Genomic DNA, 26,359 nt, shown 5'->3' on the forward strand with positions numbered 1-26,359 from the left:
TATGGAGTTAGGATGACAGAGCTAGGACATTTAGATCTTGGATTAAATGAACAATCCAATCCCGATAGTCAATCTGATCTGGTAACACAAATTGAATTGCAGCGCCAAGCTGAGCATGTCACTCAAGCTGTGGTTGCCATCGTTCCCGCCGCAGGCATAGGTAGCCGTATGGGCGCCGACAGACCTAAGCAATATCTTGAGGTGTGCGGCCAGAGTATTCTTGCTCATACCTTAGATAAGCTCTTGTCCCATCCGCACATTTCTCAAGTGATCGTCGCCTTACATTCGAACGATACTATCTTCGATACCTTGCCACAGGCCGTGCACCCCAAATTGATTACAGTATTAGGTGGCGGTGAGCGCGCTGATTCTGTGTTGGCGGCGCTGCAAATTGCGCCCGAGCACAGTTGGGCCTTAGTGCATGATGCGGCAAGACCTTGTTTAACCGCGACGGATATCGACAAGTTACTCGCATCTAGAGTGCAATTCCCCCAAGGTGCTATTTTGGCAATGCCTGTACGCGATACCATGAAGCGCGCGAATAAACAGGGTGAAATCAGTGCCACTGTGTGCCGCGATAATTTATGGCATGCATTGACGCCGCAGTTATTTCCAGCGCAGCAATTAAAAAATTACCTCAATGCGGCTCTGGCTGCAGGTGCGGTAGTCACAGATGAGGCTTCGGCGATGGAATGGGCGGGGATATCACCCGGACTCGTTTCGGGCCGTGCTGATAATATAAAAGTAACGCATCCCGACGATTTAGGGCTAGCCGAACTGTTTTTGATGCGTGCCGTTAAATAGTCATAATCAAAGTAAAATAATACGTTAGGAATATTAAATGAAAATCCGTATCGGCCATGGTTTCGATGTGCATAAATTTGGTGCGGCGCGGCCACTTATCCTTTGTGGCGTGGAAGTACCCTATGAAACAGGCCTAGTCGCACATTCAGATGGTGATGTGGTACTGCATGCGATTTCCGATGCCATCCTCGGTGCTTTAGCGCTCGGTGACATAGGCAAACATTTCCCCGATACCGATGCCGCCTATAAGGGTGCCGATAGCCGCGTATTGCTGCGTCATTGCTATGCTTTAGCGAGAGCGAAAGGCTTTGTGCTCGGCAATCTTGACGTCACTATCATAGCCCAAGCTCCTAAAATGGCACCGCACATAGAGGCAATGCGCCAGATATTAGCCGCCGATTTAACCGCGGAACTTGACGATATTAATGTCAAAGCGACCACGACTGAACAGCTTGGATTTACCGGGCGTAAAGAAGGTATTGCGGTAGAAGCCGTGGTACTTATGGCCCGCAAACACGATTAACTTAAGAGTAAAAAAGTCCCATGAGCGAATTACATTATCTGTATGGTAAGCCTTTAGGTACAGCAGATCTAAGAACCCAAAATAGCGATTTTATTGTGAAAGAGATTTTGCCTTTTAGCCCGACGGGTGAAGGTGAACATCATATGCTGCATGTACGCAAAGAAGGGCTAAATACAGTACAAGTCGCTGAAATGATCGCTAAGTTCGCTAAGGTGCATCCAAAGGAAGTCACCTACGCTGGGCAAAAAGATAAAAATGCCATCACAGAACAGTGGTTCGGGGTGCGTATTCCAGGTAAAGAAACGCCTACTTGGAAGGAGCTCAATAGCGATCGTTTGACCATATTGTCGAGCAGCCGCCACAGCAAGAAACTGCGAATTGGTGCCTTAGTCGGTAACCGCTTTATTCTTACCCTGAGAAATGTCACCCAAGTGGAAGACATTATCAGTCGTATCGAAAAGGTCGCTCAAGTGGGCGTGCCCAATTACTTTGGTGAGCAGCGATTTGGTCATGATGGCAAAAACTTAGTGTTTGGTCGCCAAATGATGGCGGGTAAAAAAGTGAAAGACAGAAATAAGCGCAGCATGTATTTGTCTGCCGTGCGCTCAAATCTGTTTAACACTGTAGTGTCGTACCGATTAGCCAACCATGGCACTAAGCCTTTAGCGGGTGATTGTGTGATGTTAGCGGGCAGCAAAAGCTTCTTTGTTACGCCTGAATGGGATCTCATCGTATTGAAGCGTCTGATTGAAAAAGACATTCAACTTTCTGCACCATTGTGGGGGCGCGGCATGATGTTACCCCAAGGTGAAGCTGCTGCGGTGGAAACCTTAGCCATGAGTGAGTTAGCTGACGATTGCTATGGTTTAGAGCACGCCGGATTAGAGCAAGAACGCCGTCCGTTACTGCTTGAGCCCCAAGGCCTTAAATACGAACAAACCGCCGATGGCTTAGTGCTGGAGTTTGTGTTGCCTGCGGGCAGTTTTGCAACATCGTTATTGAGAGAGTTGGTTAATTATCAAGATGTTAAAGAGCAGCAATGGCAAGCTACATTAGTGCAGGAGCCTGCGCCTGAGGTAATTAACGCTAACGTAGTGGCTAACATTGATACTGTTAAGACTGAAGCAGAGTCATGATCCGTATCCTTGTTAGCAATGACGATGGGATTAATGCTCCAGGTATCAAAGCCTTATCTGAGGCTTTGGCTGAAATTGCGACTGTGCTGACTGTGGGGCCGGATCGAAATTGCTCTGGTGCGAGCAACTCATTAACCTTGACTAATCCATTAAGAATTAATAGGTTAGATAATGGCTATATTTCCGTTCACGGTACACCGACAGATTGCGTCCATTTGGCTATCCGAGAATTATGTGATGGCGAACCTGATATGGTGGTGTCTGGCATCAATGCGGGGGCAAATATGGGTGATGACACCTTATATTCGGGGACGGTTGCCGCCGCGATGGAAGGACGCTTTTTAGGTTTTCCTGCAATAGCGATTTCGCTTAATGGCCGTAAATTCGAACATTATCAATCGGCGGCTGTTTATGCTCGGCGGATAGTTCAAGGTTTGTTGGCCCAGCCTTTGGCAAAAGATCAGATCTTAAATGTGAATGTGCCTGACTTGCCACTTGATCAAATTAAAGGGATCAAAGTGACTCGCCTCGGTGCTCGTCATAAGGCCGAAGGCATAGTGCGAACGCAAGATCCTGCCGGACGTGAAATCTTCTGGCTTGGTCCACCGGGACAAGAGCAGGATGCCACAGAGGGCACTGATTTTCATGCTATCGCCAATGGCTATGTTTCAATTACGCCCTTAACGGTTGACTTAACCGCCTACGGACAACTAACGGCATTGCAAAATTGGGTAGATAAAATATGACTCGAGTTGCCTTAACATCGGCGGTGAATTTAGCTAAAAAGCTTCAAGATGCGGGGATCCGTAATCAAGCCGTGTTAAAGGCGATATCGCATACGCCGCGAGAAATGTTTCTCGATAATGCGCTAGCCCATAAAGCCTATGAAAATACGGCTTTGCCAATTGGACAAGGGCAAACTATTTCGCAGCCTTATATCGTTGCCCGTATGAGCGAACTCTTACTGCACAAGATGCCACAGCGAGTGTTAGAAGTGGGGACTGGATCGGGCTATCAGGCAGCCATTTTGGCTCAATTGGTGCCTCAGCTTTGTACTATCGAACGGATCAAAGGTCTACAAATTCAAGCAAGACAGCGTTTAAAACGATTAGATTTGCATAATGTGTCGTTTAAATATGGCGATGGTTGGTTGGGATGGGCTAATCGTAGTCCGTTCGATGCCATTATGGTAACTGCGGCGGCGGCGACTATACCAGAAGCTTTACTGTCTCAGTTGGCTGATGGAGGGGTGTTAGTCTTACCTGTGGGAGAGGATACTCAGCAATTGATGCGTATTACGCGCACTGCTGACCGCTTTAGTTCTGAAACCATTGAAACGGTTAAATTTGTACCTTTAATTAATGGAGAGTTAGCTTAACCTTGTGTTGTGCTACTGTGTTAAGCGAAGTGCTTGTTTTGCACAGAAGGCGTCATTTTTTCATCATAAACAGTAATACAACCTTACCAAGGAGTTTTTATTGTTGAATGCGGGTTTACTCTTAAACCTTTGCTTTATATTTCTGCTTGTAGGCTGTAGCTTTCAGGCCAGCAGACCCGCACCCGTCGAAAATATTTCCCATAGTTACTCTAAAAATAGCAAAGGCCACATTAAATCGAATTCATATAAAGTTAAAAAAGGTGACACTCTCTACTCTATTTCTTGGGGGGCAGGGAAAGACTTTTCTGAAATAGCTAAACTTAATCAATTAGATAACCCTTATACAATTTACCCTGGACAGATTTTATATTTAACTAATGCTAAATCTAGTAACCAATCAAAATCTACGACTTTAGATGGAAATATAACGGGTAATTCAGATGCTAACTCAAGTAAAAGTGATAAAAAACAATTAGATGATAAGGTTTATCAGTCTAATGCTAAGTCAAGTAACGATCTGAAAAAAACACTTGATCAGAAAGCTAAGCCCGCGTACCTTGTAACAAGTTCCCAACAAAACGTTAACCAACTAATGGTTCCACCCACCTCAACACTGCCAGCCAGTGTGAGTCAGTGGCAGTGGCCAGTAAGAGGGAAGTTAATCGGAACTTATTCTGCCAATGAGCAGGGAAATAAAGGTATTAAGATCGCGGGAAATCGGGGAGATATCATCAAAGCTGCTGCAGATGGGCGGGTGGTATACGCAGGAAGTGCTCTTAGGGGTTACGGTAATTTAGTGATTATTAAACATAGTGACGATTACCTTAGTGCTTATGCTCATACGGACAAGATCTTAGTCAAAGAAAAGCAACATGTCCTCGCAGGGCAGACTGTTGCAAAAATGGGCAATACAGGTGCCAATCGGGTAATGTTACATTTTGAAATTCGTTACCATGGACAGTCTGTAAACCCACTTACTTATTTACCTAAACAATGATTGTTTGGGGCCTTGTTGGCAAATGGAGGATAGGAAATTGCACTAATTCAGCAGTTTAATTAGGTTTGGGAGATTTGATCATGAGCCGCATAAATAGCACTGCCGCAGAAGCACTAGTAGATTTTTCCGTAGAAACCGTAGACTTTGATCTTGAAAAAGAAGAAGTTGCCACCGATCTAGTCCAAGAGCTAGGAATAGAACAACAGGTCCAAGATGACCTGCAAAAAAATCTTGATGCCACTCAACTTTATCTAGGTGAGATTGGTTTTTCCCCACTGCTTAGCGCAGAAGAAGAAGTTTACTTTTCCCGTAAGGCCTTAAAAGGTTGTGCAAAATCCCGTAATCGCATGATCGAAAGTAATTTACGTCTCGTCGTAAAAATTGCACGTCGTTATAATAACCGCGGCTTAGCACTGCTCGATCTTATCGAAGAGGGTAATTTAGGTTTAATTCGTGCCGTAGAAAAGTTTGACCCAGAAAGAGGTTTTCGTTTTTCAACCTATGCGACTTGGTGGATCAGACAGACAATTGAACGCGCTATCATGAATCAAACTCGTACTATTCGTTTGCCTATTCATGTTGTTAAAGAACTCAACGTATACTTGCGTACTGCCCGTGAGTTAGCACAAAAACTGGATCATGAACCTACAGCGGAAGAAATTGCTGAAAAACTGCAAGTTTCTAGCTCTGATGTGAGCCGCATGCTTAAGCTGAATGAAAAAATTACCTCTGTTGATACGCCTTTGGGGGGCGATAACGAGAAAGCATTATTAGATGTATTGGCCGATGATGATAGTGTTGGCCCTGACTATAAAGTGCAAGATGAAGACATCTCTAACTCTGTGGTGAAATGGCTTAACGAGTTGAACACAAAACAAAGAGAAGTATTAGCCCGTCGTTTTGGTTTGTTAGGTTATGAACCTTCTACGCTTGAAGATGTGGGGGCTGAAATTGGTTTAACCCGTGAACGTGTTCGTCAAATCCAAGTCGAAGCATTAAAACGCTTACGTGATTTATTGGGTTCTCAAGGTTTATCTGTTGAAGCTTTATTTAGAAACTAATATCTGTCTTCTGGTGCCTTTCAGAGAAGCTATCCAGAAAATGCACTTAGTGTGAGATCACGCCATAAAGTAAAACGCCCACTATAGAGTGGGCGTTGTTATTTTTAGGCTTTTATTTAGATCACCTGATGTTTAGCTCAAGCGTTTCAGTTCATAGAGTAAATCAAGCGCCTGTTTTGGCGTTAAGTTATCGGGATTAATGCTACTTAATTTAGTCAAAGCTGGATTTTCAACCGGTTCAGGTAAAGCGAGTAAGCTTTGAATGGGCGTCCTCGTTCCTTCTGGTTGATGATCGCGACTCTCCAATTGCTGCAATTTATGTTTCGCTGCTTTAATCACTTTGTTTGGCACGCCGGCAAGCGCTGCAACTTGTAAGCCGTAGCTTTTACTGGCGGCGCCTTCTTGTACTGCATGCATAAAGGCGATGGTATCATCGTGCTCTATGGCATCAAGGTGCACATTGTAAACACCTGCCATTAAGTCAGGTAATTGAGTTAGCTCAAAATAATGGGTGGCGAATAGGGTCATAGCCCCGACTTGCTGGGCTAAATACTCTGCTGCCGACCAAGCTAGCGATAAACCATCATAGGTGGATGTTCCACGGCCGATTTCATCCATTAACACTAAACTACTGGCAGTGGCATTGTGCAGAATGTTGGCAGTTTCAGTCATTTCTACCATAAAGGTTGAGCGGCCAGAGGCCAGATCGTCTGATGCGCCAATACGGGTAAAGATGCGATCAATTGGGCCAATCAGGGCGCGATCTGCTGGCACAAAACAACCAATATGGGCCATCAGCGTAATCAAGGCGACTTGACGCATATAGGTCGATTTACCGCCCATGTTGGGTCCGGTGACAATCAACATACGTCTTTGGTTGTGCAAGGTCACTGGGTTAGCGATAAACGGCGTTTGGCTAACACGCTCCACCACTGGGTGGCGACCAGCCTCTATCTGTACGCCGATATCTTGGCTCAGCTCTGGACAAGTGTAGCCTAAGGTTTCGGCACGCTCGGCAAAGTTACTCAGTACATCAAGCTCAGCCGCTGCTCTAGCAAAAGCCTGTAATTCATGCAATTTTGGCAGAATAAGATCGAATAACTGTTCCCATAACTGCTTTTCGAGTGCCAGGGCTTTACCTTGGCTCGAGAGGACTTTTTCTTCGTATTCCTTAAGTTCGGGCGTGATATAACGCTCCATATTCTTAAGTGTTTGGCGTCGTTGATAATTGAGCGGTACTTGTGAGGATTGCAGACGGCTCACTTCGATGTAATAGCCGTGTACGCGGTTATAGCCGACTTTAAGTGTATTGATGCCAGTACGTTCTTTTTCTCTGGCTTCAAGTTGTACTAAGTAATCACTCGCTCCTTCGCTCAGGCCGCGCCATTCATCTAGTTCGCTGTTGTAGCCTTCACGGATCACTCCGCCATCGCGGATAAGCATGGGAGGATTATCGACTATCGCGCGCTCAAGTAGGGCTTGCTCGGTGGGGAACTCACCTAAGTGTTGACGCAATTGAGTCGTGTGCGGCGCGCTCAGTGTACTTAAACTCTGTTGTAATTCAGGCAATAAGCCCAGTGCTTGACGTAAACGTGCAAAGTCTCTTGGGCGAGCGGTACGCAGCGCGAGTCTTGCCATGATACGTTCGATATCGCCAAGTGCCTTTAACTGCTCATGCAAACTTTCGTGGGCAGCGGTATCGAGGAGTTCAGTCACCGCCTGTTGGCGCGCCTTGATTTGTTTAGGATCTCGCAGAGGCTGATGGATCCAGCGTTGTAACATACGGCTGCCCATAGGCGTTGCCGTGTTATCTAATACTGCCGCTAAGGTATTATCGCGGCCACCGGCAAGGTTTTGAGTTAATTCTAAATTTCGGCGCGTTGCTGCATCGAGCACTATGCTATCGGTTTGATTGAAGCGGATAATGGCATTGATATGGGGCAGTGCCGTGCGCTGTGTGTCTTTGACATATTGCATCAAGCAACCCGCAGCTTGCAGTGATAAACGTGCATCTGCGATACCAAAACCATGTAAGTCTTTAGTGCCGAACTGGGCCAGTAGTAACTTGATACTCGTATCGTAATCAAATTCCCATTCAGGGCGACGACGTTTACCTTTAAAACCGTTAAGTAGACCTAGTTCGCCAAAGTCTTCACTGTAGAGGATTTCAACGGGATTAGTGCGTTGCAATTCCGCTTCTAATGACTCTCGCGTGTCGAGCTCTGCAATCACAAAACGTCCGGATGAAACATCTAATGTGGCATAACCAAAACCGACTTTACCTTGATAAACCGCGGCTAACAGATTGTCTTGGCGTTCTTGTAGCAACGCTTCGTCGGTTAAGGTGCCTGGTGTGACAATTCGCACCACTTTACGTTCTACGGGCCCTTTAGATGTCGCGGGATCGCCAATCTGTTCGCAAATCGCAACTGATTGACCAATTTGAACTAATTTTGCAAGATAGCCTTCCACAGCATGGTAAGGAAGTCCCGCCATCGGAATAGGATCGCCACCACTTTTACCGCGCGCAGTGAGTGAAATGCCTAATAGCTCAGAAGCGCGTTTAGCATCGTCATAAAACAACTCGTAGAAGTCACCCATGCGATAAAACAGCAACATATCGTGATGTTCTGCTTTCATCGTCAAGTACTGACGCATCATAGGAGTATGTTTTTCTAAATCATCGGTATCAATTACATTCATTAAATCGTTATCGTCCGTTGTGACTGCCTAAAGGCGATACAGTTTGTGTGGTTAAGGGTGATTAAGCGCTATGGAAGCGGAAGACTGCTGTACAATTTTCAGCTAAAAAGACCACGCAAAATTTGTTGCGCCAATCTTAGCAATAATTTAGCGAAAATTGAGCCCTTAACGATGGATATTGATCAAAGGGAGCTATTATCTGATTTAATATTCGCTAAAACCTTGGCCATATTAAAAATCCTATCAGCTAAAAATAATTCAGTCACAGGTCTTGATACTGTATGATTGTACAGTATACTAGTCAGCAGAATTAAGACAAAAAGCGCGGCTTTTTGAATTACCCGTTTGTAAATTAAATATCACTTTTGACAGCTTAATGCTTGTCTTGATGAGGGAACAGGAATGAAGGTCGATCCAAATAAAGAGAAAGCACTTGCTGCGGTATTGATCCAAATTGAGAAACAATTTGGTAAAGGCTCCATCATGAAGCTGGGCGAAGATCGCTCTATGGATGTTGAGACCATTTCTACCGGTTCTCTGTCTCTGGACGTTGCTTTAGGTGCTGGCGGTTTGCCAATGGGTCGTATAGTTGAGATCTATGGTCCTGAATCATCAGGTAAAACAACACTGACTTTAGAAGTGATTGCCGCAGCGCAACGTGAAGGCAAAACCTGTGCCTTTATCGATGCAGAGCATGCGTTAGACCCTATTTATGCTAAAAAATTGGGCGTAGATATTGATAACCTGCTGTGTTCGCAACCGGATACTGGCGAGCAAGCGCTTGAGATTTGTGATGCTTTAACTCGTTCAGGCGCTGTTGACGTTATCGTAGTCGACTCAGTGGCGGCATTAACGCCTAAAGCTGAAATCGAAGGCGAAATTGGTGATTCTCACATGGGCCTAGCGGCGCGTATGATGAGCCAAGCCATGCGTAAACTTGCGGGTAACTTAAAGCAATCTAACACCTTACTTATCTTCATCAACCAAATCCGGATGAAGATTGGTGTGATGTTCGGTAACCCAGAAACTACAACCGGTGGTAACGCGCTGAAGTTTTATGCTTCTGTTCGTTTAGACATTCGCCGCACTGGTGCCATTAAAGACGGCGATGAAGTGGTCGGTAACGAAACTCGCGTTAAAGTGGTGAAAAACAAGGTTGCAGCGCCGTTTAAGCAGGCTGAGTTCCAAATCCTTTATGGCCAAGGTATTAACCGTACTGGTGAGTTAGTTGACTTAGGCGTAGCCCATAAGTTGATTGAAAAAGCGGGTGCTTGGTACAGCTATAAAGGTGATAAAATCGGCCAAGGTCGTGCTAATGCTGGCAAATATCTGACTGAAAACCCAGCTATTGCGGCTGAAATTGACAAGACGCTACGTGAGTTGCTTTTGAGTAATCCGAGTGCCTTGGCTGCCAAAGCTGATGATAGTACTGAGGACAATATTGATTTAGAGACAGGCGAAGTATTCTGAGTCAGTCAGCCCATCAAATTGCGGTCGCGCTGTTAGCGCGCCGCGATTATTCCCGTTTACAAATCCGCGATAAATTGCTCGAAAAAGGTTTCGAACTTAACGATATCGAACCTGTACTCGATGCTTGCGAATCCTCCGGTTTTATTAATGATGCTCGTTATGCCGAACTGTTGGTGCGAAGCCACATCAGTCGAGGCCACGGTGCAATACGCATCCGCCAAGCAATCGCACAGAAAGGCTTATCTAAAGACTGTATTGAAGCCGCTTTGGTTAATTGTGATTGTGACTGGTTTGAGCTAGCAAAAGATAAAGCCACCAAAAAATACGGCATTCCCCGTGTGACAGAAGTGAAGGGCTCTAAAGCTCGGGATCTCATCGCAAAGGAAAAGGCCAAACGAGTGCGTTTTTTAATGGGCCAAGGCTTTAGCTACGATCAAATCACTTACGCACTAGATTCAGATCCCAATGATCTCGATGAAGATTATTAAATTTGAAGCTAATACTGTAAAAGCTCATCTAAATATCATCAATGAGTCTTGTCCATTTCGTACTTCACATTAGACTCAAGCTTGCTTAAATATTGTCCATTCCGCGATAAACTTACGCCGTCTTTATTTGTGCTTTATCCTGTCGTTTTGCTTCTAGTGACTCAGGTGTGGGCGATTCACGCTAAAATATTAAATTCCTGATGTGTATATCACCAATCAAGACTGGTCGTCCTTCCTTAGTCTGCTTATAATGCTGGGCAAATAGAAATACGGCTAGCCTAAGGCGTAGCTGGTAATGCTTACCCAATTCAGGATGATTTCATGTATCAAACTACAGCAGAGCTCAGAAGCGCTTTCCTCGAATTTTTCCGCAGCAATGGTCATCAAGTTGTGGACAGTAGTTCATTAGTGCCAGGCAACGATCCCACACTTTTATTTACCAATGCAGGCATGAACCAGTTCAAGGACGTGTTTCTTGGCATGGACAAACGCAATTATACGCGTGCGACCACTGCTCAACGTTGTGTACGCGCCGGTGGTAAACATAACGATTTGGATAACGTTGGCTACACAGCACGTCATCACACCTTTTTCGAAATGCTAGGTAACTTCAGTTTTGGAGATTATTTCAAAGAAGAAGCGATTCGTTTGGGCTGGACTTTTTTAACTGAAACGTTAAAGCTGCCGAAGGAACGTCTGTGCGTCACTATTTATCAGACAGATGATGAAGCCTTTGAAATCTGGAATAAAAAAATTGGTGTCGCTGCCGAGAACATCATACGTATCGGTGACAATAAAGGTGCTGCCTTTGCGTCAGATAACTTCTGGCAAATGGGTGATACCGGTCCTTGTGGTCCATGTACTGAGATTTTTTATGATCATGGTGATCATATTTGGGGCGGACGTCCTGGCAGTCCTGAAGAAGATGGTGATCGTTTCATCGAAATCTGGAACATCGTTTTCATGCAGTACAACCGTCAAGCATCGGGGGAAATGTTACCTTTGCCTAAGCCCTCAGTTGATACAGGCATGGGGATTGAGCGTATTGCTGCGATTATGCAGGGCGTACATTCTAACTACGAAATCGATATTTTCCGTACTTTGATTGCTAAAGCCGCAGAGGTCATTGGTGTTAGTGACTTATCCGAAAAGTCGCTGCGAGTCATTGCCGATCATATCCGTTCATGTGCATTTTTAATTGCCGATGGCGTTATGCCGTCGAACGAAGGCCGTGGTTATGTGCTGCGCCGTATTATTCGTCGCGCTGTTCGCCATGGTAACAAGTTAGGTGCGACCGAAGCTTTCTTCTACAAGCTGGTTCCGTCATTGGTTGCGGTGATGGGCGATGCAGCAAAAGGGTTAGCTGAGACTCAAGCGATTGTTGAAAAGGCACTGAAAGCGGAAGAAGAGCAATTTGCCCGTACGCTTGAACGTGGTTTAGGTATTTTAGATACGGCCTTAAACGAGTTGAAAGGTGACACCTTAGACGGCGAAACTGTATTTAAGCTGTATGACACCTATGGCTTCCCAATGGATTTGACCGCTGACGTATGTCGCGAGCGCAACATCATTGTCGATGAAGCAGGTTTCGAAGTCGCCATGGCTGAGCAACGTAGCCGCGCACAAGCTGCCGGTAACTTTGGTGCAGATTATAATGCTGCGCTGAAAATTGATGCTGAAACTGCATTCAGTGGTTACACCGAATTAGCGGGTCAAGCTAAGGTCACCGCGATTTATCAAAATGGTGAGTCAGTGACGGCGATCAAAGCGGGTGATGAAGCCGTTGTCGTGCTCGATGTAACCCCTTTCTACGCGGAATCTGGCGGTCAAGTAGGCGATAAAGGCCAATTGGTTGCGAACGGTATTGAGTTTACGGTAAACGATACGCAAAAGTATGGTCAAGCAACGGGCCATCAAGGTGTTTTGGCTACAGGTAGCTTGAGCGTTGGCCAAGTTATTGAAGCGAAAGTGGACAAAAAACTGCGTCACCGTACACAGTTAAACCATTCTGTTACGCATTTACTGCATGCCGCACTGCGTCAAGTGCTCGGTACTCATGTCTCGCAAAAAGGTTCTTTGGTTGATCCCGAGCGTTTACGTTTTGACTTCTCCCATTTCGAAGGCGTAAAAGCTGCTGAATTAAAAGAAGTTGAAGAATTAGTTAACACTCAAATTCGTCGTAACCATGAACTTAAAACCGCTGAAATGGGCATAGATGAAGCTAAAGAGAAAGGCGCTATGGCACTCTTTGGTGAGAAATATGATTCACAAGTGCGTGTTGTGACTATGGGCGATTTCTCTATTGAATTGTGTGGTGGTACCCATGTGGGTCGCACTGGCGATATCGGCTTATTTAAGATCACCTCAGAAGCGGGTATTGCTGCGGGTGTACGTCGAATCGAAGCCGTGACTGGTGCTGCAGCTATGGCTTATGTGGCGCAGCAACAAGCTGAACTGGAAGAAGCTGCAGCCTTATTGAAAGGCGATGCCAACTCAGTGGTGGCTAAGTTAAAAGCGCAGCTCGATAAGATGAAGCAACTCGAAAAAGAAATGGCGCAGCTGAAAGATAAGTTAGCGGCCGCAGCAAGTGCTGATTTAGTGGGCGATGCCGTTGTAGTTAATGGCGTTAACGTACTGATCAAAAAATTAGACGGCGTTGAGGCAAGTTCACTACGTGGCTTGCAAGATGAATTAAAACAGAAATTGAAATCGGCCATTATCGTTCTTGGTACAGCGCAGGAAGGGAAAGTTAACCTGATCGCGGGTGTGAGTAACGATCTGATCGGTAAAGTCAAAGCGGGTGAGCTAGTCGCTATGGTCGCTGCACAAGTGGGCGGTAAAGGCGGTGGTCGTCCTGATATGGCTCAAGCGGGCGGTAGCCAGCCAGAAAATCTGGATGCGGCATTGGCTCAAGTATTACCTTGGATTACTGAGCGTCTAGCTTAAGAGGTTGCTGTGCCCCAAAAACGAAAGCTTAGTGGTAGCAAGCTTTTTGTGAAAAAGTTCGGCGGCACTTCGGTGGGTTCTATTGAACGTATCGAAGCGGTCGCTGAGCAGATTACAAAGTCAGCTCACAATGGTGAGCAGCAAGTCTTAGTTTTATCCGCGATGGCGGGTGAGACGAATCGCCTGTTTGCACTTGCAGCACAAATTAATCCGCGCGCCTCGGCGCGCGAGTTAGACATGCTAGTCTCGACGGGTGAGCAAGTGAGTATTGCTTTGATGTCGATGGCGCTACAACGTCGCGGCATAAAAGCGAAATCCCTTACGGGCGATCAAGTGCAAATTCATACAAATAGTCAATTTGGCCGCGCCAGTATCGAGCGAGTGGATACTGAATATTTGCAGTCTTTGCTTGCCGATGGTGTTGTGCCGATCGTTGCAGGGTTTCAGGGCATCGATCCTCAAGGCGAAGTGACCACCTTAGGACGCGGTGGTTCAGATACCACAGCAGTAGCCTTAGCGGCAGCGTTAGAAGCCGATGAATGCCAGATTTTTACCGATGTGGCAGGGGTATTTACCACAGATCCTAATATTGATAGCAGTGCACGTCGCCTCGATGTGATTGGGTTTGATGTGATGCTCGAAATGGCAAAACTCGGCGCTAAAGTATTGCATCCCGATTCTGTTGAATACGCCGAGCGTTTTCGCGTACCGCTGCGAGTATTGTCGAGCTTTGAAGCTGGGCAGGGGACGTTAATTCAATTTGGCGACGAGTCGGAATTAACGATTGCCTCGTTAGTGCAAGGTATCGCGATTAATAAGGCGCTGGCAACGCTGACGATTGAAGGGCTGTTTACCACCAGTGAACGCTATCAAGCGTTGTTAGGCTGTTTAACTCGATTGGAAATCGACGTGGAATTTATTTCTCCATTGAGGATCCATGAGGATGATCCTTCGGGTCGCGTCAGTTTTATGCTCGCAGAAGCTAAGGTTGATACTCTGCTTAATGAGCTCGAAGGCTTAAGTGAAAGCCTTGCTCTCGGGCCATTGATTATCGAACGTCAACGTGCAAAAGTATCTTTAGTTGGCAAAGGTTTACAGGCAAAAATGGGATTATTGACTAAGATGTTAGAAGTCTTGGGTAATGAAACTATTCATGCTAAGTTACTCACGACGTCAGAGAGTAAATTATCAACCGTTATCGATGAAAGGGACTTACACAAGGCGGTTCGGGCGTTACATCACGCTTTCGAGCTAAATAAGGTGTAATTAAATAACCGTTTGAGTATTGAATACTATTAATTTGTACTAAGCTGACCTTATAATAAGCCCATCTACCGGATGAGTGCCGTGTGTAAGCTGAATTAAGAAATAAAGGAGCTATCGAATGCTGATTTTGACTCGTCGTGTTGGCGAAACACTGATGATTGGTGATGAAGTCACAGTTACAGTGCTAGGGGTAAAAGGCAATCAAGTGCGTATTGGTGTGAATGCACCAAAAGAGGTTTCTGTTCATCGCGAAGAAATCTACCAACGCATTCAATCTGAAAAATCAGGTACACCATCGGAAGGTGGTAACTTTTAGTACCTTGTTTTGGCAAGCGTACTACGGCAACAGAAGAGTCAGTTTTTTAACTGGCTTTTTTATTTTTTAGACCGAAAGATTGGCGTAAATCAATACATTGGCTTGATATAACAGCAATGTGATTAAAAACAGTTCAAATGGAATCTGTTTCGGAAAAAGGGTTTGACTTATTTTCGTCAAACAGTAATATGTGCGCCAAGAAAACGGAGAGGTGGCCGAGTGGCCGAAGGCGCTCCCCTGCTAAGGGAGTATGGGCTTTAACTCCCATCGAGGGTTCGAATCCCTCCTTCTCCGCCATTTCTTAAAGATAGAAAACAGTGCGCGTGTAGCTCAGCTGGATAGAGTACCTGGCTACGAACCAGGCGGTCGGAGGTTCGACTCCTTCCACGCGCACCATTTTTTATTAGTGTTTGATGTAAAAGTAAATTTAGATACAAGTCGCGCGTGTAGCTCAGCTGGATAGAGTACCTGGCTACGAACCAGGCGGTCGGAGGTTCGACTCCTTCCACGCGCACCATCTCTGCATTAGTTAATCTTTAACTCATCAGTTTTGAATTTCATAAGAAATTTTGTAGATAATTGCTTATAGCAAAGAGTTAAAATGCGCGTGTAGCTCAGCTGGATAGAGTACCTGGCTACGAACCAGGCGGTCGGAGGTTCGACTCCTTCCACGCGCACCAATTTAAATTAATATGATTTAAATCGTATTAATGTTTTACCGTTTAACATGCGCGTGTAGCTCAGCTGGATAGAGTACCTGGCTACGAACCAGGCGGTCGGAGGTTCGACTCCTTCCACGCGCACCAATATAGTTAACGAGATACGTCTTGTTGATTTAAAGCGTTAAACGCGGAGAGGTGGCCGAGTGGCCGAAGGCGCTCCCCTGCTAAGGGAGTATGGGCTTTAACTCCCATCGAGGGTTCGAATCCCTCCTTCTCCGCCATTCTATTCTCTTAGTCGAGGGGAATAGAATAAATTTGCGAGATAAAAGTGCTTATCCTAGACTCAATCATGATTGGATCTATTAGAAGTACAAAAACGAGTTTGCGCGTGTAGCTCAGCTGGATAGAGTACCTGGCTACGAACCAGGCGGTCGGAGGTTCGACTCCTTCCACGCGCACCATATAGATAAGCCCTGCAAGCAATTGCAGGGCTTTTTTATTTTTTAATCTGTATGGTTTAACTCATTATATTTTTACCCGCTTAGGTTTAACCTTAACTTTGCATCATCATCTTTTGCCTTACCTTAGTATCTTCGGTGTCGCTATCTTTAGCCATTTCGCTTTAAACACTTCTCTTTCTTAGGTTCAACTCACTGAAGAATCTGCTTTTGCCTGTGTTGAGAGTCTATGACGACATTGGATACCCATATCAGTCTCTCAGCGCTGTCTCTAGAGGTATTAGCTGTTCTTTAGCCTACATGTGTGCAGTTTACTCATGTAGGCAGCGATGGGCTACGTGTGAGCTCATGAGCGATAGATCACGGGGAATGATGAGGATGAATGGTGAGGTGGTTTCAATACTGTGCCGTAGGTTAAATGGCAGTGTTTAGAATTGACTCGGGTTCAATGCGGCATCTGGCCCAAGAGCGTAGATTAAGGCTCATAATTGCTCATAGATTGCAGTGATATAGATACAAGAAGGGCAGCCAAGTGGCTGCCCTTCATTCAGTTAGAACCAATCATAACAAGTGAATCAGAGTAAATGAGAAGCTTAAGCTTCTAACTTAGCGAACTCAGATTTTTGTTCATTGAGTTTGTCCATATCTCGCTTGAGATCGGCCATCTTGGCGCGCTCTTTGTCGATAACCTCGGCTGGAGCTTTTGCCACAAAACCTTGGTTCGATAATTTGCCTTCGATGCGCGCGATCTCTTGGCCGAGCTTTTCAAGCTGTTTGTCGATACGGGCCATTTCGGCGGCGACATCAATTAAGCCTGCCATAGGGATCAGTAGCTCCATTTCGCCAATCAAACCTGTGGTCGACATAGGCGCAGTTTCGCCATCGGCTAAAATGGTCATGCTTTCTAAGCGGGCAAGCGTAGTGAAGAAGGTTTGGTTTGCTTCTACACGGGCTTTATCCTGCGCGCTAACACCACGAAGTAGGGCATTTAGCGGTTTAGATGGGGCAATGTTCAGTTCGGCACGAATGTTACGCACCGCGACGATTACTTGCTTAACCCATTCTAAATCGGCCATTGCTGCGCTATCGACTTTAGCGGCATCAAATGTTGGGAACGGTGCCAGCATAATGGTATCACCAGCGACACCGGCTAACGGTTTAACGCGCTGCCAAATGGTTTCAGTGATATACGGCATCATAGGGTGCATCAGGCGTTGCATCGCTTCGAGCACTGTCACTAAGGTGTGACGGGTGCCGCGCATTTGCGTTTCACTGCCGTTTTGCAATACCGGTTTGGTTAACTCTAAGTACCAGTCACAGAACTGGTTCCAAGTGAACTCATACAGGGTATTGGCCGCTAAGTCGAAACGGTAGGCTGTCATGTGATCGTCAAAGGTCTTAACGGTTTGATTGAACAAGCCAATAATCCAGCGATCGGCCAACGACAGTTCCATCTCGCCGCCTTTGTGCTCTGGTGAGCCTGGGCCGCAATCTTGATCTTCTGTGTTCATCAGCACGTAGCGTGAGGCGTTCCATAACTTGTTACAGAAGCTACGGTAACCGTCTAAGCGCTTCATGTCCCAGTTGATGTCACGACCCGTTGATGCCATTGCCGCAAGCGTAAAGCGCAGTGCATCTGTGCCGTGGGCTTCGATACCGTCGGCAAACTCTTTGCGAGTGCTCTTTTCAATCTTGGCGGCCAGTTGTGGCTGCATCATGTTGCCGGTACGTTTTTCAACTAAATCTTCAAGTCCGATACCGTCGATCATGTCTAATGGATCGAGTACGTTGCCCTTAGATTTTGACATCTTGTTACCCGCTTCATCGCGGATAAGACCGGTTACGTACACGGTTTTGAACGGGACTTGTGGCTTGCCGTCTTCATCTTTGATGAAGTGCATGGTCATCATGATCATACGGGCAACCCAGAAGAAGATGATGTCAAAACCTGTCACCAACACGTCGGTTGGGTGGAAGGTTTTTAAATCTTCTAAATTGTCAGGCCAACCTAGTGTAGAGAAAGTCCACAGGGCTGAGCTGAACCAAGTGTCCAGTACGTCTTCGTCTTGGCGTAATGTCATTGAGTCGGCGATATTGTGCTTAGCACGTACCTCGGCTTCGTTGCGGCCGACATAGACTTTGCCGTTTTCGTCGTACCAAGCTGGGATGCGGTGACCCCACCACAATTGACGCGAAATACACCAGTCTTGAATGTCGCGCATCCACGAGAAGTACATGTTCTCATATTGCTGTGGTACAAATTTAATGCTGCCATTTTCAACGGCTTCGATAGCGGTTTTCGCCATTGGCGCAACAGCTACATACCATTGGTCGGTCAGCATAGGCTCGATAACCACACCGGAGCGATCACCGTAAGGCACTTTCAAGGCGTGAGGCGCGATTTTTTCGAGCAGCCCTAAAGTGTCAAATTCAGCGACGATAGCATCGCGGGCTTTAAAACGATCAAGTCCGGCAAAGCGTTCAGGCAGGCTGCCATCGAGCGTTTTGTTAAAGGTACCGTCAGAGTTCACCACTTCGGCGCTTGCACGAATGGCGGCATCTAAGGTCAGCACGTTGAACATGGGTAGGTTGTGACGTTTACCGACTTCATAGTCGTTAAAGTCATGGGCCGGGGTGATCTTCACGCAACCTGTACCAAAGGCCATGTCGACGTAATCGTCGGCCACGATAGGAATGCGGCGGTTAACAATCGGCAACAGAATAAACTTACCGACCAGCGCTTGATAGCGTTCATCATCGGGATGCACTGCAACCGCACTGTCGCCGAGCATGGTTTCTGGACGCGTGGTAGCGACTTCTAAATAGTCTTTACCATCGGCCGTCAGTTCACCGTCGGCCAGTGGATAACGCAGGTGCCACATGTGGCCCTGTTTTTCTTTGCTTTCCACTTCTAAATCAGAGATAGCCGTGTGCAGCTTTGGGTCCCAGTTGACCAAACGCTTGCCGCGATAAATCAATTCGTCTTCGTACAGACGCACAAACACTTCTTGCACGGCCTTGGACAAGCCTTCGTCCATAGTGAAACGCTCGCGGTCCCAATCTACAGAAGCGCCCATACGACGTAGCTGCTTAGTGATAGTGCCGCCCGATTGCGCTTTCCATTCCCACACTTTATCCATAAAGGCATCGCGACCTAGGTCATGACGATTTTTGCCTTCTTCGGCTTCAAGCTTACGCTCAACCAACATTTGGGTGGCGATACCCGCATGGTCAGTACCGACTTGCCATAGGGTATTTTTGCCTTTCATTCGTTGGTAACGGGTCAAAGTATCCATAATGGTGTCTTGGAAGGCGTGGCCCATGTGCAAGCTGCCCGTCACGTTTGGTGGCGGGATCATGATGCAATAATTGCCTTGGGATTCATCGCCGTGTGGCTTGAAGTAACCTTGCTCTTCCCAATTTTGGTAAAGCGTTTGCTCGATGGACTGCGGATCGTATGTTTTTTCCATGGGAACGTGTCTGTCTCAAACTAATTAAGTGGATGTGTTGCTAAGTCTTGGGTCTGTAAATTGACCCCTAAGCCGCGATACTGTCGATAACGTTCGCGAGCGACCGCTTTATGCTGATCGTCATTGGCAACAAAATCGATAATGTGGCCAAAGTTTACCGCAAATGGGGGCGCTTGGTCTGCAAGATTAATCAGAACTTGGCGACTTTTGTTGGCGCCGAGGCGATCAAAACCAATTTCTACCGGCGATCCCGTCATCGGGCCTTCACCTTTGAGGTTATGAGGTACAAAGGCACTTGGCTCAAACTGCCATAAAAGTTCATCAATTGCATGGGCTTGCTGTTTATCTTGGCAATGGATATAGACCCATTGTTGCTTCACAAAAGCCTGCTGCGCCAGTTTGCATGCCAGAAGATAGATCTCGCAAAGTGCAGGGTTCGCATTCGCGGTTGCAACAGGTGAATCAGCCTTGGCTTTGGCAGGCGATGCCATTGGCGGCATAAGATAAAACAGCACTTGAGTCATGATTTCAATGCCTTGCTTCACTTGTTTTAGTGGCGAACGAAAGCAGCAGTTTACACTAAAAGTCAGTATGGGTTAATGCTTAGGGCAAACCTTACGGTGAGGTTTTATCTATCACTGTCTGGCGGGACTTAATGGGATGCTTTCAAACCGTTGGAGATGAGGAGGGTTGAGTTATAACTCTTTGAAAAATTATTCTAAAACCATTAGTTGTTCAGTTTTTTACTCAAGTTCTTATTCAGGAAATCGATTTTCTGATTAAATTAAGAAAATAAAAAAGGCGAAGATTTTCATCTTCACCTTTCATTTATCGAGCCTTTAACACACTAAGGCCGGATAGTCGGTTATTCGCCGAGTTCAACGCCAGCACGATTGATCAGGAACTGAGTCAATAGTGGCACTGGACGGCCCGTAGAACCTTTGTTAGCACCGCTATTCCAAGCTGTACCCGCAACGTCTAAGTGAGCCCAGTTGTACTTTTTAGCAAAGCGCGAAAGGAAACATGCTGCTGTGATAGCTCCAGCAGGACGGCCACCTAAGTTGGTCATGTCAGCAAATGGGCTGTCGAGCATATCTTGATACTCATCCCACAATGGCATGCGCCATGCGCGGTCACCACTTTGCTCTCCGGCACTTAATAGCTCGTGTGCCAGAGGGTTATGCGATGAGAACAGACCCGATGCGTGTTTACCAAGGGCAATCACACACGCGCCAGTCAGGGTTGCAGTATCGATAACTAATTCAGGATCGAAACGCTCAACATAGGTTAATACGTCACATAGGACTAGACGGCCTTCCGCATCGGTATTTAACACTTCAACGGTTTGACCTGACATAGTGGTCAGAATATCACCTGGACGGTAAGCATTACCCGATGGCATGTTTTCACAGCCAGCCAGAATACCCACAACGTTGATAGGTAACTTCATATCACAGATGGCTTTCATTGTGCCGATAACACCCGCTGCGCCACCCATGTCGTACTTCATTTCGTCCATGGCTTCGCCAGGCTTCAATGAAATGCCACCCGAGTCGAAGGTTAACCCTTTACCGACTAATACGATTGGTTTTTCTGTGCTATCGACAGCGCCTTTGTATTCCATCACAGTCATGATGGATTCGTTGGCACTGGCGCGACCGACTGCAAGGTATGAGTTCATGCCCAGTTTGGCCATTTGCTCTTCACCAATAGTGGTGACATGCAGAGTGTCGTGTATTTCAGCCATTTGGCGAGCTTGTGAAGCTAAATAGGCTGGATTACAGATGTTCGGTGGCATGTTGGCTACATCGCGACATAAATGCATGCCAGCAGATACTGCCATACCATGCTCGATGGCGCGCTCACCTAAGGTTAATTCACGGCGAGTCGGGACATTGAACACTAATTTACGCAGTGGACGGCGAGTTTCACCTTTGCGGGTCTTCAGGGCATCAAAGCTATAAAGACTGCTATTAGTGGTTTCAACCGCTTGACGTACTTTCCAATACGTATCGCGTCCTTTCACGTGCAGTTCAGTTAAGAAGCAAACCGCTTCCATTGAACCCGTTTCGTTAAGGGTGTTGATTGTTTTAGTGATGATTTGTTTGTATTGGCGTTCGTCTAGTTCTCGTTCTTTGCCACAACCCACTAATAATACACGTTCACTCAATACGTTAGGAACATGGTGCAGCAATAACATCTGGCCAGGTTTACCTTCCAGATCGCCGCGACGCAGTAGGTTACTGATATAACCTTCGCTAATTTTATCTAATTGCTCCGCGATACCCGACAGACGACGGGGTTCATAAACACCGACCACGATACAGGCTGAGCGTTGTTTTTCGGGGCTACCGCTCTTTACGCTAAACTCCATGAGCACTCCTAGATTCTTAAAGACAAATTTTTATATTTATTGGATAATGTCTGCTTGTCCCGAAAAGGGCCTAAGTTATTACTCCAAAGGTGATTTATTCTCGGCGCTTGAGTCACGCATTTCGTGACGTTAAGTTTACCTAGAACCCCTGAAGCTGGTCAGAAAACTATCAAAAGTAAACAGTTTACATGAAAGTTAGTCTGTTACCAGCAAAAAGATAAGTTTAGAGACCGGATCCTGCCTGTGATTGTATTTAAATACCTTATTCGAGAAGTTTTAAAGGCACAAATTGCGGTACTTTTAGTGCTGTTAACTATTTTTATTAGCCAGCATTTCGTGCGTATACTGGCCGATGCCTCCGACGGCGATTTTCCCGCCTCTTTAATCATGACTCTGATTGGGCTTAACTTGCCTTATCTGGTGATCTTAGTGCTGCCGTTAAGTTTGTTCTTGGGTATTTTACTGGCCCACGGCCGTATGTATTCCGAAAATGAAATGGTCATTCTCCACGGTGTTGGGGTCAGTGAGTGGTATGTCACCCGCGTGACGCTGATCCTCGCCGTGATCAATATGCTGTTTACTGGCTATTTATCCCTTTATGTAGCCCCTTGGGCAGAAGAACAGCAAAACCAAGTGCTCGAAAAAGCCCAGTCCGAAGCGGGTCTTGCTGCCTTAATCCAAGGGCGTTTTCAGGCGAGTCCCAATGGTCGCGCGGTATTATTTGTTGAGCGTATTGGTAAAGATAACGAGTTAGATAAAGTGTTTGTAGCCCAGTTGCCAGATCCTGATGATGAAACTGGCGTGACCAATGTCGTGGTGGCGAAAGGTGGACGAGTACAGGAAGATAGTTCAGGTGCTCAACAATTGAACTTGAATGACGGCGTGCGTTATCAAGGCAGCCCGAAGGCAAAGGACTACCAAATGATCGAATTTGGTGGTTATAAAATGCAAATTAAAGAGCAGCAAGTTGATGAGCGTCGCCGTAAGTTATCTGCACTGCCCGTTGATGAACTCGTTAAAATTGAAGGTGCTGAAGCCGCGGCTGAATTCCACTGGCGTCTTGCTATCCCGCTCGCGATTCCAATTATGACACTGATTGCTGTGCCGTTGGCGCGGGTGAATGTGCGCCAAGGTAAGTTCGCTAAGATGTTCCCAGCAGTACTTTTATATCTTGGCTATTTTGGACTGATGGTCGCGGGACGTAAGGCATTGCAAGATGGGATTATTCCACTGTATTTAGGTATGTGGTGGATCCATGTTTCTGCGCTCTTGATGGGGTTATTCTTGCTAGGCAAAGATAGGCCTATTTTCAGTCGTATATCGTCCTTGTTTGCCAATAAGAAGGTGGCAGCATGAAGATATTAGATCTTTATATCGCCAGAATATTGTTAAGCACTTCAGCGCTTTGTTTGCTGGTGTTGACTGGTTTGTCGGGCATCATCAAATGGGTTGATCAGCTGCGTTTAGTTGGCCGTGGCACCTACAGCATGATGGATGCTGGCATCTATGTTTTATTTTTAGTGCCACGGGATATTGAAATGTTTTTCCCTATGGCCGTCTTGCTAGGCGCTTTGATTGGTATGGGAATGTTGGCATCGAATTCCGAACTTGTGGTGATGCAAGCTTCTGGCATGTCACGTTTACAGATCACTATGTCGGCGATGAAAACTGCTGTGCCTTTGATGTTATTGGTGATGGTTTTAGGGGAATGGGGCGCACCGATTGCTGAGCAAAAAGCGAATGAGTTACAAGCTGTTAAACTCTCTGGTGGGAGTTTAATTAAGTCCCACCGTGGAATTTGGGCAAAGGATGGTGATTTGTTCGTTAATATTGGTGAAGTTGAAAACATCAATAAACTCAGCAATATCACGCTTTATAAATTCAATAGCGAACTTAAGCTCACCAACGTAGTTCACGCAGACCGAGCGGTATTTTCCCAAGATCGCTGGCGTTTATTTGACGTTAAACGTACTGATTTAAGCTATGAGAAAGTCGTGCTTGAGTATCTTGAAGAAGACCAATGGCAGTCGAGTTTAACGCCAGATAAGCTCAGTGTGGTTTCGATTAAACCCGAGGCGTTATCTATACGTGGTCTGGTCGGTTATCTTGATTACCTTAAAACTAACAGTCAAGATCCCAGCCGTTATGAGCTTGCTTTATGGCGCAAGGTGATGCAACCCGTGACGGTCGCAGTGATGATGTTAGTGGCACTGTCGTTTGTATTTGGTCCGCTGCGGACTGTGACTATGGGTGCGCGCGTATTACTTGGGGTCGTAGCAGGTTTTAGCTTTTATATCAGTAATGAGATTTTTGGCCCCATGAGTATAGTGTATGAGCTACCTGCTTATGTGGGGGCTGTTGCGCCAAGCTTGTTGTTTACTGGCGTTGCCTTCTACTTTATCCGGCGATGATACGCAGCTTATTACTCCTTCCTCCGGATTCCGTCAATTAAGAATAGTCCATAAAAATAGCCCATAAAAAACGACGCTTTTGCGTCGTTTTTTGTATTTCGGATTTACTTAAGAATAAACTTATGCCCCATGCCAGTTACGCATTTGATTGGCTTCTTTAGACAGCACGACCACTTCTGAGCGAGTCATCATATCCTGCAGTGCGCGCTTATCATCATTGATTAAAATCCATAAATTGCCAATGCCGAGCAGTGACCAAATGATGCGGGCGTAGGCAGTGATCAGACTTAAGTTTTGGCCATTAGGATGTTGAATTTTAAGCCGCCAAGCGCGCATCCCTAAGGTTTGACCGCCCTTACTCCAGAATAATGCGTAGAAAGTGCCGACACACAAGGCAAGCCAGAGTTGATAAATTCCCTGATAAACTGGCGTGCCATTGAGTGCATCTGAGACATGCTCAAAGCCATTCATGCCAGCCAGTCCTGAAGCAGTGAGGCCGTAGAAAATCCCAAAGCCCATTGCGCCAGCAACCATATAGACGGCCACGGCTAACATCGAATCGTAAACTGCAGCGCCTAGGCGGCGGAAGAATCCTGCGCGGGGGAAGTTAGCATGTTCGGTATTGAGCATTACAGTGTCCTGTTATTGAAGTGCTTACAGCTAATACAAAAAACAATTAATACATTAGCCTAGGCTTCAGGTTCTTCATCTCTGACAAAGTGGATATTGCTAAAACCAAAGCGGGCAAACTCTACTTTCCTGAATTCTTTTTCAGCCTTAGCACCTTTACGAGATGTCATGGCGACTTGTTGTTCCATAGCCAAAAATTTGGTCAGATCTATGCCTTCGGCTTCGGCCACAGCTTCATATAAATCATGGTGTTTGTCGTAGCTAAAGGCGATAGTTTTAGTCTTACCTTTGAAGGTATAAGTGACTTGACGGGCCATGGGGGAGCTCTCCTGAAATAAGTCTGAAATTAATTAAATTCACTTCTAAAAATAAAATACACAGCACCTAAGATGCACAGTCCTGCCCAAAGATAATCGAGCTTCAATGGTTCTTTCATATAGAAATAGGCAAAGGGGACAAACAAACTTAAGGTGATGACTTCTTGTAAAATTTTTAACTGGCCGACATTCATTACTGTGTAGCCGATACGGTTAGCGGGCACTTGCAGCAAGTATTCAAATAGGGCGATACCCCAGCTCACTAAGGCCGCAATAATCCAAGGTTTTGAGCCTAGCGTTTTCAAATGCCCGTACCAAGCAAAGGTCATAAAAATATTACTTAAGCAAAGTAAACCGATAGTGGTTAGGGTTGGATTCATTTTTCATCTCTATGATTAAATTTATAAATCATATACATAGCATCGTCAGTATAGCTGCCAAGGCATTTATCGATTGCTTTAGGTTTAAAACCCATTTTAAGCCAATAGCTGTCGGCACCTTGTACGGCTACGAGGGATAAGGAATTGAGATTATAGCGATCAGCCAATAGTGTTAGGCGGGTCAGCGCCTTAGCGCCAGCGCCTAAACCTTGGGCTTTGGCCGAAATCGCAATATCGTGTAGGTATAAGGTATCAGCCTTGGGTAAATGGGTGATGGGCTGATATAGCGCTGGCGGCATATTGGCGGTCCATGGGTGGGCCAAGCAATAACCGACAACCGATTTATCCACTTCGAACACAAAACAGGACTGAGGTGATACCTGCCATTTACTTTGCAGTACGTGCAGTGGCTCAGGATCCAGTTGTGAGTAACACTCGTCTTGGATCGCTAAAATGGCATCCCAATCCTCTGGGGTGATTGCACGCAGTAACATGGCCGACATTTATCCTGTTTCAAGAGTTCTGTTGAAGGAACTCCGTGGAAAGAGTCCTGATTCAAATAAGCTCGG

Annotated in this window: 22 protein-coding genes and 7 tRNA genes; 21 read left to right on the forward strand and 8 right to left on the reverse strand. The window is 46.0% G+C overall.

Translation table 11 applies throughout. The annotated features are described in order from the left end of the window. Positions 1 to 12: 12 nt before the first annotated feature. From ispD to rpoS, 7 genes are all read left to right on the forward strand, one after another. Complete coding sequence (ispD, locus tag KO531_RS11685) at positions 13 to 804, forward strand: 2-C-methyl-D-erythritol 4-phosphate cytidylyltransferase (protein WP_212601489.1); 792 nt, start codon at positions 13 to 15, stop codon at positions 802 to 804. 37 nt (positions 805 to 841) lie between these two features. Next, entirely contained in the window at positions 842 to 1,327 is a 486-nt protein-coding gene (gene ispF / locus KO531_RS11690; RefSeq protein ID WP_168822943.1) for a 2-C-methyl-D-erythritol 2,4-cyclodiphosphate synthase, read from the forward strand. A gap of 20 nt (positions 1,328 to 1,347) precedes the next feature. Then, on the forward strand, positions 1,348 to 2,463 hold the full coding sequence (locus tag KO531_RS11695; RefSeq protein ID WP_168822946.1) for a tRNA pseudouridine(13) synthase TruD: 1,116 nt from the start codon (positions 1,348 to 1,350) through the stop codon (positions 2,461 to 2,463). Then, positions 2,460 to 3,209 (forward strand): 5'/3'-nucleotidase SurE, encoded by a 750-nt coding sequence (gene surE / locus KO531_RS11700; RefSeq protein ID WP_105251808.1) that lies wholly within the window; start codon positions 2,460 to 2,462, stop codon positions 3,207 to 3,209. The genes KO531_RS11695 and surE overlap by 4 nt, the downstream gene beginning before the upstream one ends. Beyond that, complete coding sequence (locus KO531_RS11705) at positions 3,206 to 3,841, forward strand: protein-L-isoaspartate(D-aspartate) O-methyltransferase (RefSeq protein ID WP_028761363.1); 636 nt, start codon at positions 3,206 to 3,208, stop codon at positions 3,839 to 3,841. Before surE ends, KO531_RS11705 begins: the two co-directional genes overlap by 4 nt. Before the next feature lie 100 nt (positions 3,842 to 3,941). Beyond that, the gene (locus KO531_RS11710) at positions 3,942 to 4,838 is read left to right on the forward strand and encodes a peptidoglycan DD-metalloendopeptidase family protein (protein WP_219251260.1); all 897 of its coding nucleotides are present in this window, start codon (positions 3,942 to 3,944) and stop codon (positions 4,836 to 4,838) included. Between the two features lie 80 nt (positions 4,839 to 4,918). Then, positions 4,919 to 5,899: an RNA polymerase sigma factor RpoS gene (rpoS, locus tag KO531_RS11715; protein ID WP_028761361.1), complete on the forward strand. Its 981-nt coding sequence runs from the start codon at positions 4,919 to 4,921 to the stop codon at positions 5,897 to 5,899. Between the two features lie 132 nt (positions 5,900 to 6,031). Here the strand turns inward: rpoS and mutS are convergent, their stop codons facing one another. Beyond that, complete coding sequence (mutS, locus tag KO531_RS11720) at positions 6,032 to 8,602, reverse strand: DNA mismatch repair protein MutS (RefSeq protein ID WP_219251261.1); 2,571 nt, start codon at positions 8,600 to 8,602, stop codon at positions 6,032 to 6,034. A gap of 402 nt (positions 8,603 to 9,004) precedes the next feature. Between mutS and recA the strand changes: the two genes are divergently transcribed. The 12 genes from recA (at position 9,005) to KO531_RS11780 (ending at position 16,211) form a co-directional block, all read left to right on the forward strand. Beyond that, positions 9,005 to 10,072, forward strand: a complete 1,068-nt coding sequence (gene recA / locus KO531_RS11725; RefSeq protein WP_105251812.1) for a recombinase RecA — start codon at positions 9,005 to 9,007, stop codon at positions 10,070 to 10,072. Between the two features lie 74 nt (positions 10,073 to 10,146). Next, positions 10,147 to 10,560 (forward strand): regulatory protein RecX, encoded by a 414-nt coding sequence (locus KO531_RS11730; RefSeq protein WP_028761357.1) that lies wholly within the window; start codon positions 10,147 to 10,149, stop codon positions 10,558 to 10,560. Positions 10,561 to 10,881: 321 nt separating this feature from the next. Next, positions 10,882 to 13,506, forward strand: coding sequence for an alanine--tRNA ligase (gene alaS, locus KO531_RS11735; protein ID WP_219251262.1), 2,625 nt, complete (start codon positions 10,882 to 10,884; stop codon positions 13,504 to 13,506). Between the two features lie 9 nt (positions 13,507 to 13,515). Continuing rightward, the gene (locus KO531_RS11740) at positions 13,516 to 14,772 is read left to right on the forward strand and encodes an aspartate kinase (RefSeq protein WP_006082603.1); all 1,257 of its coding nucleotides are present in this window, start codon (positions 13,516 to 13,518) and stop codon (positions 14,770 to 14,772) included. 118 nt (positions 14,773 to 14,890) lie between these two features. Further along, the gene (gene csrA, locus KO531_RS11745) at positions 14,891 to 15,088 is read left to right on the forward strand and encodes a carbon storage regulator CsrA (protein WP_006082602.1); all 198 of its coding nucleotides are present in this window, start codon (positions 14,891 to 14,893) and stop codon (positions 15,086 to 15,088) included. Positions 15,089 to 15,293: 205 nt separating this feature from the next. Next, a tRNA-Ser gene (locus tag KO531_RS11750) sits at positions 15,294 to 15,385 on the forward strand. Between the two features lie 22 nt (positions 15,386 to 15,407). Continuing rightward, a tRNA-Arg gene (locus KO531_RS11755) sits at positions 15,408 to 15,484 on the forward strand. A 44-nt stretch (positions 15,485 to 15,528) separates the two neighbouring features. Next, a tRNA-Arg gene (locus tag KO531_RS11760) sits at positions 15,529 to 15,605 on the forward strand. An 86-nt stretch (positions 15,606 to 15,691) separates the two neighbouring features. Next, positions 15,692 to 15,768 (forward strand) — tRNA-Arg (locus KO531_RS11765). A gap of 49 nt (positions 15,769 to 15,817) precedes the next feature. Next, positions 15,818 to 15,894 (forward strand) — tRNA-Arg (locus KO531_RS11770). A 45-nt stretch (positions 15,895 to 15,939) separates the two neighbouring features. Continuing rightward, positions 15,940 to 16,031, forward strand: a tRNA-Ser gene (locus tag KO531_RS11775). Positions 16,032 to 16,134: 103 nt separating this feature from the next. Next, positions 16,135 to 16,211, forward strand: a tRNA-Arg gene (locus KO531_RS11780). A gap of 590 nt (positions 16,212 to 16,801) precedes the next feature. On the opposite strand, the gene KO531_RS11785 is transcribed toward KO531_RS11780, so the two are convergent. The 3 genes from KO531_RS11785 to pepA form a co-directional block, all read right to left on the reverse strand. After that, entirely contained in the window at positions 16,802 to 19,678 is a 2,877-nt protein-coding gene (locus KO531_RS11785; RefSeq protein WP_219251263.1) for a valine--tRNA ligase, read from the reverse strand. A gap of 20 nt (positions 19,679 to 19,698) precedes the next feature. Beyond that, positions 19,699 to 20,202: a DNA polymerase III subunit chi gene (locus KO531_RS11790; protein WP_219251264.1), complete on the reverse strand. Its 504-nt coding sequence runs from the start codon at positions 20,200 to 20,202 to the stop codon at positions 19,699 to 19,701. 341 nt (positions 20,203 to 20,543) lie between these two features. Beyond that, on the reverse strand, positions 20,544 to 22,052 hold the full coding sequence (gene pepA, locus KO531_RS11795; protein ID WP_006082597.1) for a leucyl aminopeptidase: 1,509 nt from the start codon (positions 22,050 to 22,052) through the stop codon (positions 20,544 to 20,546). Positions 22,053 to 22,295: 243 nt separating this feature from the next. Between pepA and lptF the strand changes: the two genes are divergently transcribed. Both lptF and lptG read left to right on the forward strand, forming a co-directional pair. After that, positions 22,296 to 23,408, forward strand: coding sequence for an LPS export ABC transporter permease LptF (gene lptF / locus KO531_RS11800; RefSeq protein WP_113939369.1), 1,113 nt, complete (start codon positions 22,296 to 22,298; stop codon positions 23,406 to 23,408). Then, positions 23,405 to 24,463 (forward strand): LPS export ABC transporter permease LptG, encoded by a 1,059-nt coding sequence (lptG, locus tag KO531_RS11805; RefSeq protein ID WP_105251819.1) that lies wholly within the window; start codon positions 23,405 to 23,407, stop codon positions 24,461 to 24,463. The genes lptF and lptG overlap by 4 nt, the downstream gene beginning before the upstream one ends. A 120-nt stretch (positions 24,464 to 24,583) precedes the next feature. On the opposite strand, the gene KO531_RS11810 is transcribed toward lptG, so the two are convergent. From KO531_RS11810 to KO531_RS11825, 4 genes are read right to left on the reverse strand one after another with little or no spacing between them, the layout of a single operon-like run. Then, positions 24,584 to 25,093, reverse strand: a complete 510-nt coding sequence (locus tag KO531_RS11810; protein WP_028761351.1) for an RDD family protein — start codon at positions 25,091 to 25,093, stop codon at positions 24,584 to 24,586. A gap of 59 nt (positions 25,094 to 25,152) precedes the next feature. Then, positions 25,153 to 25,410 carry a DUF2960 domain-containing protein gene (locus tag KO531_RS11815; protein ID WP_006082593.1) on the reverse strand — a complete coding sequence of 86 codons (258 nt, stop codon included), beginning with the start codon at positions 25,408 to 25,410 and terminating at the stop codon, positions 25,153 to 25,155. Between the two features lie 29 nt (positions 25,411 to 25,439). Continuing rightward, complete coding sequence (locus KO531_RS11820; protein WP_006082592.1) at positions 25,440 to 25,790, reverse strand: DMT family protein; 351 nt, start codon at positions 25,788 to 25,790, stop codon at positions 25,440 to 25,442. After that, on the reverse strand, positions 25,787 to 26,284 hold the full coding sequence (locus KO531_RS11825) for a GNAT family N-acetyltransferase (protein ID WP_113939489.1): 498 nt from the start codon (positions 26,282 to 26,284) through the stop codon (positions 25,787 to 25,789). The genes KO531_RS11820 and KO531_RS11825 overlap by 4 nt, the downstream gene beginning before the upstream one ends. Positions 26,285 to 26,359 lie beyond the last annotated feature (75 nt).

The sequence above is a fragment of the Shewanella sp. NKUCC06_TVS genome (assembly GCF_019345515.1).
Lineage (GTDB): Bacteria > Pseudomonadota > Gammaproteobacteria > Enterobacterales > Shewanellaceae > Shewanella > Shewanella oncorhynchi.